This window comes from Zobellia russellii, from assembly GCF_018728565.1.
GTDB classification, from domain to species: domain Bacteria; phylum Bacteroidota; class Bacteroidia; order Flavobacteriales; family Flavobacteriaceae; genus Zobellia; species Zobellia russellii.
Window position 1 is genome coordinate 11,815 of sequence record NZ_JACSOI010000013.1, and the last position, 12,610, is coordinate 24,424.

The window sequence follows — 12,610 nt, forward strand, 5'->3', positions numbered from 1 at the left end:
CCAAACCCCTGATTTATGTCCGAGAATTCCAATTATACAGAAGATAATATACGTTCACTTGATTGGAAGGAGCACATCCGACTGAGACCTGGTATGTATATTGGTAAGTTGGGTGATGGTTCTTCTGCTGATGATGGTATATATATCCTTCTAAAAGAGACCATAGATAACTGTATTGATGAATTTGTAATGGGAGCGGGTAAGACCGTTGAGATTTCCATTCAAGGAGAACGTGTTATAGTTCGTGATTACGGTCGTGGTATACCTTTGGGTAAGGTGGTAGATGTGGTTTCTAAAATGAATACGGGTGGTAAGTATGACTCGCGTGCGTTTAAAAAATCCGTTGGTCTAAACGGTGTTGGTACCAAGGCTGTAAATGCTCTTTCCAGTTATTTTCGCGTAGAAAGTACAAGAGATGGAAAGTCCAAATCTGCCGAGTTTAAAACAGGTGAGCTTCAGAATGAAGAACTTCTGGAGGAAACAACAAGAAGGCGTGGCACCAAGGTTAGCTTTATTCCTGATGAGACCATTTTTAAAAAGTTTAAATTTAGAAATGAGTACGTAGAGCGCATGCTCAAAAACTACGTGTATCTTAATCCAGGGCTTACCATTGTTTTTAATGGGGAGAAGTTTCATTCAGAAAACGGATTAAAGGATTTGTTGGAGGACAATAACAATGCTGAAGACATCCTGTATCCGGTCATTCATTTAAAAGGGGATGATATAGAAGTAGCCATTACACATAGTAAAACACAGTATAGTGAGGAGTACCACTCTTTTGTAAACGGTCAGCACACTACCCAAGGAGGTACGCATCAGGCCGCTTTTCGTGAGGCTCTGGTAAAAACTGTCCGTGATTTTTATGGAAAGAGTTATGATGCTTCGGATATTAGAAAATCCATTATTTCGGCTATTTCCATTAAGGTGATGGAGCCTGTTTTTGAAAGTCAAACAAAAACCAAATTGGGGTCTACCGAAATGGGAGGAGATTTTCCAACGGTGCGGACGTACATCAATGACTTTATTGGAAGGTATTTGGATAATTACCTTCATAAGAACCCTGAAACTGCCGATAAGTTGCAACGTAAGATTGTAATGGCCGAAAAGGAGAGGAAAGAATTGAGCGGTATTCGTAAACTTGCTCGGGACCGAGCCAAAAAAGCCAGTCTTCATAATAAAAAACTAAGGGACTGCCGGGTGCATTTGGGCGATATGAAGCACGATAGGCGATTGGATAGTACTCTTTTTATTACGGAGGGGGATTCCGCTTCCGGTTCCATTACCAAATCAAGGGATGTGAATACGCAAGCCGTGTTTAGTCTTCGTGGGAAGCCTTTGAATTCATATGGGATGTCTAAAAAAATCGTATACGAAAACGAGGAATTCAACCTGTTGCAGGCTGCTTTGAACATAGAGGAATCTATGGAAGACCTACGTTACAATAATATTGTAATAGCTACTGATGCAGATGTTGATGGTATGCACATTCGCTTGTTGTTGATTACGTTCTTCTTGCAGTTCTTTCCTGAATTGATAAAAGAGAACCATTTGTATATTTTGCAAACCCCACTGTTCCGTGTTCGAAATAAGAAGGAGACTATTTATTGTTATAGCGAGGAAGAACGAAAAAATGCGATTCAAAAACTATCGGGCAAGCCGGAAATTACACGATTTAAAGGTTTGGGGGAAATCTCCCCAGATGAGTTTCAGCATTTCATAGGGGATGATATTCGCCTAGAGCCCGTTATGTTGGACAAGGCTATGTCCATAGAACAATTGTTGAATTTTTACATGGGCAAGAATACACCGGACCGACAAGAATTTATTATAAACAACCTTAAAGTGGAGGTTGACCTTATAGAAGATACTCAATTATAAACCAAAGAAATACGATTTTTTCTGAATGGAGGAAAATGACGAACTGAACGAAGCTGAAAATCAAAATTCACCCGAAGACCAATCCAACGGAACGGCCAATGATGGGCAAGAACAAATCAATAGTTCCGAGGCGGTAAATGGCGAGGAACAAAGTCCTGATGATGCACTTACCCGTGTTACGGGAATGTACAAAGACTGGTTTTTAGATTATGCGTCCTATGTTATTCTAGAGCGTGCTGTCCCTGCTATTGAGGATGGGTTTAAACCGGTGCAGCGTCGTATCATGCATTCCCTTAAGGATTTGGATGATGGCCGCTATAATAAAGTGGCCAATGTGGTTGGGCACACCATGCAGTATCACCCTCACGGTGATGCCAGTATTGCCGATGCCATGGTGCAGATAGGGCAAAAAGACCTGTTGATAGATACACAGGGTAACTGGGGGAATATTTTAACTGGGGACCGCGCTGCAGCCTCAAGGTATATAGAAGCTCGTCTTTCAAAATTCGCTCTGGAAGTTGTTTTTAGCCCTAAAATCACGGAGTGGCAACAATCGTATGATGGTCGAAAAAAGGAACCGGTAAACCTCCCTGTTAAATTTCCGTTGCTTTTGGCTCAGGGGGCAGAGGGTATTGCGGTGGGGCTTTCCACTAAGATTATGCCTCATAACTTTGTTGAGCTTATTGATGCTTCCATTAAGCATCTGAAAGGGCAACGATTTAAATTGTTTCCTGATTTTCCTACTGGGGGAATTATCGATGTTTCTAATTATAATGAAGGTCTTCGTGGCGGGAAGATAAGAGTGCGCGCGCGAATAGCTCAACATTCTAAATCTACACTGATTATAAGTGAGATACCTTATGGGACTAATACTTCTTCTTTAATAGATTCTATCCTTAAGGCGAACGATAAAGGGAAAATTAAAGTCAAGAAAATTGAGGATAATACGGCTGCCGAGGTCGAGATTTTAGTGCATCTGCCAACTGGTATTTCCCCGGACAAAACCATAGACGCCCTTTATGCATTTACGGCTTGTGAATCTTCTATTTCGCCATTGGGCTGCATTATTGAAGACAACAAACCGCTCTTTATTGGTGTGGTGGAAATGTTACGCCGATCTACGGATGCTACGGTTGAGTTATTGCGACAGGAACTTGAAATACAGTTGGCGGAGCTTGAGGAGCAATGGCATTTTGCGTCGTTAGAGAGAATCTTTATTGAAAATAGAATCTATCGGGATATTGAGGAAGAGGAAACTTGGGAAGGAGTAATTGCTGCAATCGATAAAGGTTTAGCTCCTTTTACTAAGCATTTAAGACGGGCCGTCACAGAGGAAGATATAACCAGGCTTACGGAAATAAGGATAAAAAGAATTTCAAAATTTGATTTAGATAAGGCACAGCAACATCTTGATAATCTGGAAGAAAGAATTGCAGAGGTGAAGCATCACCTAGCGCATTTGGTAGATTATGCCATTGCGTATTTTCAGCGATTAAAAGATACGTATGGCAAGGGTCGCGAGCGTAAATCAGAGATTAGATTATTTGATGATATTGAGGCTACCAAGGTAGTTATGCGCAACACAAAGTTGTATGTAAATCGCGAGGAGGGTTTTGTTGGAACTTCTTTAAAGCGGGACGAATATGTAACGGACTGTAGTGATATTGATGATATAATCGCCTTTACCCAAGATGGTAAGATGATGGTCTTTAAGGTAGATTCCAAGACTTTTGTGGGGAAGGGTATTATTTATGTGGCGGTCTTTAAGAAAAAAGATAAGCGTACCGTTTATAATATGATTTATAGAGACGGCAAAGGTGGCGCAACCTATATTAAGCGCTTTAACGTTACCAGTATTACGAGAGATAAGCATTATGAAATGGGTAGCGGTAAGGCGGGTACTTTTGTGCATTACTTCTCAGGAAACCCAAATGGCGAAGCAGAAGTGGTAACTGTTAATCTTAGGCACGTAGGAAGTATTAAAAAGCTGAAATGGGATATTGATTTTGCAAATATCATGATCAAGGGCCGTGCTTCCAAAGGTAATATTGTCACCAAGTATTCGGTAAAACGTATTGAATTAAAAGAAAAAGGGTTGTCTACCTTAAAACCGAGGAAGTTGTGGTTTGATGAAACCGTACAGCGTTTAAACATGGATGACAGAGGTGAGTTTTTAGGTGAATTCACAAGTGAAGACCGTTTATTGATAGTAAATCAGAGCGGACTTGTAAAAACTGTTATTCCGGAGCTTACCCTTCATTTTGATGAAGATGTAGTTGTTCTTGAAAAATGGATTCCTAAAAAGCCGCTTTCCGTAGTGTATTGGGAAGGAGAGAAGGAATTGTATTATGTAAAACGTTTTCTGATCGAGAATCCTGATAAAGAGGAGAATGTGCTTACGGACCATCCTAAATCTCAAATTGAAATCATTAGCACGGACCACAGGCCAATGATTGAAGTGGTTTTTGCTAAAAAACGGGGTCAGGATCGGAAGGATAATTGGGAGCTAAGTCTAGAGGAGTTTATTTCCGTAAAGGGGATAGGTGCCATGGGCAACCAGCTGACAAAGGAAAAAGTACTTGAAATCAATATGCTAGAGCCTTTGCCTTATGAAGAGCCGGAGCCTCAAAAAACTGAAGATATTGAGGTTGTTGATGAGCAAAATGTACCTAAAACACCTAGTTCTAATGGAACTGAGTCCGGAAAGCCTAATAAAGGTGATGACGGGGATGAAGTCCAAACTTCTTTGTTTGAATAAAGTAATTGTCTAGTATGGGAAACTTTATACAGGAATTTAAAAATTTTGCAATAAAAGGTAATATGATTGACATGGCTGTCGGGATTATTATTGGTACCGCGTTTAACAATGTTATTAATACGTTGGTCAAAAAGATTATCATGCCTCCTTTATCTCTTTTGACGGATGATGTTAACCTCAGGGATAAAAAATATATTCTTAGGGAGGCTGTTGGAGAAGCGCAGGAAGTTGCTGTGGGTTACGGGGAAATGCTAGAGGTTCTAATAGATTTTTTGATAATAGCGCTTACCATATTTGTTGTAATAAAAGGGTTTCATAGGTTTAAGTCAAAGGCGGAAGACCCTGAAAACAAAGAAGTTGAAACCCCTAAAAATATACAGTTACTAGCTAGTTTGGAAAAGCTTATGCAAGAGCAGAACGCTTTGCTTCAAAATAAGAAAAAGTAATAGGATTTTAACCACTGCATATGTATTCACTATACCGTCATAGCTTTAAAAAATAATCAGAATGTCGATTAGGTCTTATTAATGCTATCTTTGCAAAAAAATTGTTTTAAAATGGATTTAACGAACCCCCTAATTTATGGAGTACCCTGCTTCATAGCGTTTATATTGCTGGAAATCACTTACAGTCACACCCATGGAGACAAAGATCTTTATGTGTGGAAAGATTTTATGGCTAGTGGAGCAATGGGTATTGGTTCGGCAATTTTAGGTCCCCTTATTAAGATTACGGTGCTTATAACCGTCTTTACATACACTTACGAGTTTTTTAACCCTATAGTAGATGGTGTTCGTACCAATATTATGGGATATGAGTCTTTTGGTTATGCGTGGTACGTGTTTTTACTTTGTCAATTGGCCGATGATTTTACGTATTACTGGTTCCACAGGGCAAATCATGAGATAAGAATTTTGTGGGCCGCGCATATTGTGCACCATTCCTCGGACCACTTTAATCTAGGTACGGCCATTCGTAATGGTTGGTTTACGCTTTTGTACAAGCCTTTCTTTTATATGTGGATGCCTGCAATTGGTTTTCCGGTGGAAGTTGTAATTTTTGCTTTGGCCATAGAATCTTTTTGGCAGTTTCAATTGCATTCGCAATATGTTCCTAAAATGGGATGGGTAGAAAAGATTTTCAATACACACACCATGCACCAAGTGCACCATTCTCAGAATGTAGAGTATTTGGATAAGAACCACGGAGGGTTTTTGAATATTTTTGATAAGATGTTCGGGACTTGGAAAGAGTTGGACGATGATGTGGAGGTTAAATTTGGAGTAATTCACGCTCCAAAATCATATAACCCTCTTGTGATTTTAACTCATGAGTTTAAGGATATTTGGGCAGATGTAAAGAAGGCTAAGAAATTTTCGCACAAACTTATGTATATTTTTGGTCCTCCTGGTTGGAGCCCGGATGGTAGCACCCTTACAGTTAAACAACAACAGCGACTGTTTAAACAACACCAGAAGAAGAGTCCAGAGGTTGCTTATAGTAGACCTAACTAAAATCATTCAGAATAATTAAAAAGCCGACCTTAAAATGTCGGCTTTTTTTATGGTTTTGCTGCTAGGACTTCGATTATGACGGTAAAATTCACCCTGCAAGACTTTGTGTTCAGAATAATGATTCCCGCTCGGAAAAGGCTTTAAATCGACTGTCTTTATAGCTTTTCCTTTAGAGGTGAAGTGTATTTTGGTAAAACACTCTTTTTGCCTGTCTCTGCGTAAAGAATAAAATTGTGTTACTCTGTCCTTGTGGCGGTGCCTCTGGAGCGCTTGCTGTCTCCTACAATGTTAAATTCAAATGTATACGAGTCATCCGTAGTGGATAATATCTTCATGTGAACGGATTGCTCTTCGGACTTGTTCTTTGGATTGATTTTCTTTACAATGTATTCGCAATCGTTTATCCATCTAACGGATGCTGAATCCGCCTTGCCTTCAAAGTAATCAATCTCTAAATCACCGTTGCGAAGAAAAATGGTTGTCTTTTCCTCTCCATCTATAGTGGTTGTAAAGGCGTATTTGCCGTCCTTAAAATCAGAGCAATTTCTTTCCGGATTGTAGCAAGAGGCTGTAAGGATAAGGATTAAAAGTGCGGGGAATAGTTTCTGTATCATCCCAACAAAAATAAAGAATTAAAGTCTATTCATTGTTATAGGCTTCAAAACTTCCATCCGAATAAAAAATAACAATTTTTTCAATAGTCTTTTTGGGGTTGCCTGTTGGTTTTAGGGGTAAAGTATTAGGTGTCGGATTTGTTTTTGGCTGTGCTTTGGTTTTGGCAGGGGAGTTTTCTGCATCCGTTGGAAAAGTTCCTTTTCCATTCAGTAGCCAATATAAGTTTACATCCGGAAAAACATTCACCACCTTAAGTACAAAATCTAAACTCGGTTTGTTTCTGCCGGATAACAGATGGGAAATGCTAGAGCGTTGTACGTTAATTTTATCGGCAAAACTAGATGCGGAAAGTCCGTAATACTTCAAAAGATGCTCAAGACGCCCAATAAAATCAGAAGTGTTTACCATTGTAATATATATTGCTGTAAAAGTAGCTAAAAGTTGCTAAAACCACATTAAAAATAGCAAATAACATAACTTAAGATGCACTTTTTTGTTTACATGAATACATTTAAACAGCTGATTAATAATATTTTAATGCTATATCCAGGAGCATGTTGATTTTAAGTATATTTCCAGGTTACATTTGTGTACTTCAGCTAGGAATACTTTAAATATAATGTTTACAAATGTGTATTTTTAAGATTACAATTGTAAATTATTAAGGAGTTATTTTTGTATCCAAATTTAGATGTCAAATGAGCATTTTAAAAGATGAATATAGTTCTGTAAAGGAAAAATCCGTTAGTGGGCGATATGTGATTAACGAGCAAATTCTAGAGTTCTTGGAAAAGAACAGGGAGAATTTGTTAGTGAAAACAATTGGTGAGTCCGTTCAAAAACGTAAGATAAAAAGTCTTCAACTTGGGAACGGTTCTGTAAAAATATTTATGTGGTCGCAAATGCACGGAAACGAATCTACAACCACAAAAGCCGTTTTGGATTTCGTTAATTTCCTAAACGGAAAGTCGGTTTTGGCTCAGGAGATTTTGGAAAAATGTACACTCTTAATTATTCCAATGTTGAACCCCGATGGTGCTGCAGTCTATACTCGGGTAAATGCAAATGAGATTGATTTGAATAGGGATGCCCAAGACAGGACCCAGCCGGAAAGTGTGATATTGAGAAATGTTTTTGATGAGTTTAAACCGGATTATTGTTTTAACCTTCATGATCAACGTACCATATTTAATGTTGGAGAAACCTCTAAACCGGCTACCGTATCATTTTTGGCTCCCGCTCATAATCCTGAAAGAAGTATCTCAAAAACGCGGGGAATTAGTATGCAATTGATTGTTGCTATGAATACGGTTTTGCAAAAAATGATTCCGAACCAGGTGGGGAGGTATGATGATGGATTTAATGCGAATTGTGTTGGGGATAGTTTTCAGATGTTAAACGTACCTACCATATTATTTGAATCAGGACATTTTCCTAAGGATTATGAAAGAGAGCAGACTAGGGCTTATATTTTTCAAGCCATTACAAGTGCGGTAACTACCATTGCACAAGATACGATTAATGAATATGAGCAAGATGACTACTTTAAAATTCCAGAAAACGGAAAGCTTTATTTTGATGTGTTAATAGAGAATGCTCAAGAACTTGATTCAGAATTAGAAAATGGTGATGGTATCGGGGTGCTTTATAAAGAAGTTTTAAGAGGGAATACTATTGAGTTTGAGCCTAGAATTGAAAAAAAAGGTAATCTTGATGCTTTTTTTGGCCATGAAACATACAATTGTCTTAATAAGGCAGATTTAGATGAGTTAAGGCAACAGTCTTTTTATCAGTTGATTAAAGACTAATTTTTTTGAGCATTATTTTTTAAAATCATTGAATCTTTACGTTTTTGTTAAAAAAACATAACTTTTAATGCGTATTATTTCTTAATTTTTTATTTTTGCCGAAAACACAGCCACAATGGGAAAAGTAAAGTTAGACGAAATTGATCACCAAATTCTGGATATGTTAATTGATAACACCAGAACTCCATTTACAGATATAGCAAAAAAACTCTTGATTTCGGCAGGAACAGTTCATGTTCGTGTTAAGAAAATGGAAGAGGCAGGTATCATAAAAGGGTCATCACTTACATTAGACTATGTAAAACTTGGTTACGCCTTTATTGCTTACGTTGGTATATTTTTGGAGAAAACACACCAGACAAAATTTGTGTTAGAGCGTTTGGAGCAGATTCCAAATGTTACCGTGGCACATATTACCACTGGAAAATTTAATATTTTCTGTAAAATTAGGGCTAAAGATACCAATCACGCTAAAAACATTATTTTTAGAATAGATGATATAGATGGAATCAGTCGTACGGAAACTATGATTTCACTAGAGGAAAGTATTAATGATAAGAAGCGGTTAATGCATACAATTTTTAACGAATTGTAACGAACCGTTTTAAACAGTAATCTAAATTCCTGGGCGGTTATTCTTCTCAGGAATTTTTATTTTATAGCCTATGAAAACTTCGGAGCTTAAACTGGCAGACCCCATTCCTTTTTATAAAACCTATATTGATGTATTGGGGGAGGTAGAGTTGTTGGATATGTTGGAGAGGCAACTTCAGAACTTTCCTGATTTTATTAAAAGTATTTCTGAAAGCAAATTATCTCATGCATATGAGGTAAATAAGTGGACGGTTGCTCAAGTGTTATTACATATTATAGACTCGGAACGAGTTTTTCAGTATCGCGCCTTGCGGTTTTCAAGAGGGGATGAAAAGGCCCTTCCAGGTTTTGATGAAAACACTTATGCGTCAAATTCCAATGCGGAAGTGCGTTCAAAGAATAGTCTTATAGAAGAATATATAGCGGTGAGAAAATCCACTATTACCCTCTACAAAAGCTTTGCTCCGGAAACGCTACAAAAAACAGGTGTAGCTAGTAACCTGCCATGGAATGTGGCTGTGTTAGGTTTTGTTATTTGTGGGCACCAAAAGCACCACCGTAATATTTTACGGGAGCGTTATCTTTTGTAAAAATAGAGGTTAATCTTGGTCCTCTGATTCAAATTCCGTTTCGTTGTCGGATTCGTAATCCAGGTTTCCTGCTTCTTCTAAAATGGGCTGGGAATCCGTATCTAGTTCCTTTTCCATGTTTTCTTCAAAATTTGCTATAAAATTAGACAAGCTCTTGCTTATTTTGACCAAATAGATAGTGTCATTGGTTCTTAATTCTACAGCTTCAATTGTTTCGCCTTTAAGGTTTTTGAAGATAATAATGTCATCATCGCCATAACCGTCTGAGTAGGTTTCTATTAGCAATGAGGCGAGTTCGTGGTCTAACTTCTTGTAGTCAACTAATTTTCGTAACATAGTAGGTTGGTTTTATCCTGATTTATTTCAGGAGGTTTTTGATTTGGGTTATAAATCTTAACCTAAACTATGTATTTTTTACGATGAATTCCTTAAAGAGTTGTCAAATAAGGAGAATTAGTATATGTAGCTATTGTTCAGCGTAGTATGCAAAAGCATCTTCATATAATTCATCAGGAATGGTAATGTCTATATCCGGCTCTCCAATTGTAGATATCAACACAAAATTAATGTTGCCATGTGAATTTTTCTTATCGAACTTCAATAAAGATAAGATGGTTTTTATGTCTTCTTTGGAGAAGGTTACCTTTTCGTAATGAGAAAGGAATGTAGTCTTAATGTCTGCTAATTCTTCATCCGAAAGCCCTAAAAGACTTTTGGAAAGGTAAGCTTCAAGAATCATACCTATACCTATAGCTTCGCCGTGCAACAGCGCCTTATGTACTTTGCTTTCCAAGAAGTAAGACTCAATGGCGTGGCCCAATGTATGTCCGTAGTTAAGTATTTTCCGCAAATGTTGCTCCGTAGGGTCTTGTAGTACCACTTCGTTTTTAATAATAACGGAATCGTATATTAAATCATCAATATTTAAAAAGTTGGTAACTTTTTTAAGTGCTTCCCAGTAGCTTTTGTTTTGGATAAGTCCATGTTTAAGCATTTCTGCAAAACCACTGCGTAACTGCCTTTCTTCCAAAGTTTTTAAGAAACTGGTTACTATCAGTACCATTTCAGGTTGGTTGATTACTCCAATCTGGTTTTTTAATGGACCAAGGTCAACCCCTGTTTTTCCTCCTACAGAAGCGTCAACCATAGAGAGTAGGGTTGTGGGTACATTTATGAAATTTATACCCCTTTTAAAAGTAGATGCAACAAACCCCCCTAAATCGGTTAGGACGCCACCACCTAGGTTAATGACGAGACTTTTTCGGTCACCATCAAGTTCGCTCAGGGCTTCCCATACGCCTGTACAGGTGTCTATGTTTTTGTTTTCTTCACCAGATTCAATCTCAATAATCTCAAAATTATAATCGCCCTGTATTTGGGTCATAAATGACGGCAGGCAATGTTCGTGCGTGTTTTCGTCTACAAGAATAAAGATTTTGGAATACGCCTTACCGGATAAGTGAGCATTGAGTGCGTCGTAAGCTCTTTGGTTAAAATGTACGGCGTAGGAAGAAGTTGTTATAGACTGCATTAATAGGTGATTTTTTATTCCGCTAAAGCGAAGTTTTTTAACGACTGATGTGCAAAATAAAGCATATTTTTTATCTAAAGAATACAATTTCTGTCTTTATATTTGGTCCCGCTAGAAATCACAATAAATGAAACGAATTTTTGAAGATACCGCAATTGCTTTTGCTTTGAAAACCGACTCTGAGCTGGAGCGTGCTTATTTTTTGTTCCGTATGATTGCCAACGAACCCCTTGTTCGTATTGGAACAGCAATGACAAATTTTGCCATTAAAGCGCATCTTCCTGTGGAGGGGTTGATAAGGGCAACTGTGTTTGACCATTTCTGCGGAGGTGTTAATGAGAAGGATTGTATGCCGGTCGTGGATCGGATGTACACTAAAAATGTATGCTCCGTTCTGGACTATTCTGTGGAGGGTAAGGACACGGAAGATCCTTTTGATGACGCTATGGCAATGATTTTAAAAGTTCTGGATTTCGTTAAGGAGAAAGATGCTATTCCTTTTGCGGTATTCAAGCCTTCGGGTTATGGTAGGTTTGCTCTTTTTCAAAAACGCAGCGAGGGTAAAGAATTGACCGATAAAGAGGAAGAAGAGTGGCAAAGGGTAGTGGCCCGTTTTGATAAAACGTGTAAAAAAGCACATGATTTGGATGTTTCCTTGCTTATAGATGCAGAGGAAAGTTGGATGCAGGATGCTGCTGACCAGCTTGTGGAGGATATGATGCGTAAGTATAATAAGAAGAAAGCTATTGTATTCAATACATTACAAATGTACCGTTGGGATAGATTGGACTATTTGAAACAACTTCAGGAACGAGCCAATAACGATGATTTTAGAATAGGAATGAAAGTGGTTCGTGGCGCTTATATGGAAAAGGAGAATGATAGGGCCGAAGAAAATGGTTATAAATCCCCAATATGCAGTTCAAAGCAAGAAACGGATGAAAACTTTGACAATGCCGTTGCATATATGTTGAATCACTTAGATACTGTTTCCATTTTTGCTGGCACCCATAACGAAGAAAGTTCTTATAAGCTGATGGAACTTATGGCAGAAAAAGCCATTGCAAATAATGATGACAGGGTATGGTTTGGGCAGTTGTACGGTATGAGTGATCACATTTCCTTTAATCTAGCCGATCAAAATTATAACGTAGCCAAGTATTTGCCTTTTGGCCCTGTGCGGGATGTAATGCCTTATTTAATTCGTCGTGCGGAAGAAAATACTTCGGTGGCAGGGCAGACTACAAGAGAATTGTCACTCCTTAAAAAAGAGCGGCAACGAAGAAAAATTTAAGTTTTATAGGGCCTGGAACAGTAGTTTC

General features: G+C 38.2%; 12 protein-coding genes. 8 read left to right on the forward strand and 4 right to left on the reverse strand.

Annotated features, from left to right (window positions below):
- The first annotated feature begins 15 nt into the window (after positions 1–15).
- From H9565_RS19640 to H9565_RS19655, 4 genes are all read left to right on the forward strand, one after another.
- A complete protein-coding gene (locus H9565_RS19640; protein ID WP_215442081.1) occupies positions 16–1,878 on the forward strand; it encodes a DNA topoisomerase IV subunit B in 1,863 nt (620 codons plus the stop codon).
- Positions 1,879–1,903: 25 nt separating this feature from the next.
- Positions 1,904–4,636 carry a DNA gyrase/topoisomerase IV subunit A gene (locus H9565_RS19645; protein ID WP_215442082.1) on the forward strand — a complete coding sequence of 911 codons (2,733 nt, stop codon included), beginning with the start codon at positions 1,904–1,906 and terminating at the stop codon, positions 4,634–4,636.
- Between the two features lie 14 nt (positions 4,637–4,650).
- Entirely contained in the window at positions 4,651–5,082 is a 432-nt protein-coding gene (gene mscL, locus H9565_RS19650) for a large conductance mechanosensitive channel protein MscL (RefSeq protein ID WP_215442083.1), read from the forward strand.
- Between the two features lie 111 nt (positions 5,083–5,193).
- On the forward strand, positions 5,194–6,150 hold the full coding sequence (locus H9565_RS19655; RefSeq protein WP_215442084.1) for a sterol desaturase family protein: 957 nt from the start codon (positions 5,194–5,196) through the stop codon (positions 6,148–6,150).
- A gap of 236 nt (positions 6,151–6,386) precedes the next feature.
- On the opposite strand, the gene H9565_RS19660 is transcribed toward H9565_RS19655, so the two are convergent.
- A complete protein-coding gene (locus tag H9565_RS19660) occupies positions 6,387–6,764 on the reverse strand; it encodes a DNA topoisomerase IV (protein ID WP_215442085.1) in 378 nt (125 codons plus the stop codon).
- A gap of 25 nt (positions 6,765–6,789) precedes the next feature.
- The gene (locus H9565_RS19665; RefSeq protein ID WP_215442086.1) at positions 6,790–7,173 is read right to left on the reverse strand and encodes a helix-turn-helix domain-containing protein; all 384 of its coding nucleotides are present in this window, start codon (positions 7,171–7,173) and stop codon (positions 6,790–6,792) included.
- 290 nt (positions 7,174–7,463) lie between these two features.
- Here H9565_RS19665 and H9565_RS19670 point away from each other — a divergent pair, with 290 nt between their 5' ends.
- From H9565_RS19670 to H9565_RS19680, 3 genes are all read left to right on the forward strand, one after another.
- Positions 7,464–8,573: a M14 family metallopeptidase gene (locus H9565_RS19670; RefSeq protein ID WP_215442087.1), complete on the forward strand. Its 1,110-nt coding sequence runs from the start codon at positions 7,464–7,466 to the stop codon at positions 8,571–8,573.
- Between the two features lie 115 nt (positions 8,574–8,688).
- The gene (locus H9565_RS19675; RefSeq protein WP_013995861.1) at positions 8,689–9,168 is read left to right on the forward strand and encodes an Lrp/AsnC family transcriptional regulator; all 480 of its coding nucleotides are present in this window, start codon (positions 8,689–8,691) and stop codon (positions 9,166–9,168) included.
- Positions 9,169–9,238: 70 nt separating this feature from the next.
- Positions 9,239–9,757 carry a DinB family protein gene (locus H9565_RS19680; protein ID WP_215442088.1) on the forward strand — a complete coding sequence of 173 codons (519 nt, stop codon included), beginning with the start codon at positions 9,239–9,241 and terminating at the stop codon, positions 9,755–9,757.
- A gap of 9 nt (positions 9,758–9,766) precedes the next feature.
- Here H9565_RS19680 and H9565_RS19685 read toward each other — a convergent pair whose 3' ends face one another.
- Both H9565_RS19685 and aroB read right to left on the reverse strand, forming a co-directional pair.
- Positions 9,767–10,093, reverse strand: a complete 327-nt coding sequence (locus tag H9565_RS19685; RefSeq protein ID WP_215442089.1) for a hypothetical protein — start codon at positions 10,091–10,093, stop codon at positions 9,767–9,769.
- Between the two features lie 130 nt (positions 10,094–10,223).
- Positions 10,224–11,288: a 3-dehydroquinate synthase gene (gene aroB / locus H9565_RS19690; protein WP_215442090.1), complete on the reverse strand. Its 1,065-nt coding sequence runs from the start codon at positions 11,286–11,288 to the stop codon at positions 10,224–10,226.
- Between the two features lie 127 nt (positions 11,289–11,415).
- Here aroB and H9565_RS19695 point away from each other — a divergent pair, with 127 nt between their 5' ends.
- Positions 11,416–12,582, forward strand: coding sequence for a proline dehydrogenase family protein (locus H9565_RS19695; protein ID WP_215442091.1), 1,167 nt, complete (start codon positions 11,416–11,418; stop codon positions 12,580–12,582).
- Positions 12,583–12,610 lie beyond the last annotated feature (28 nt).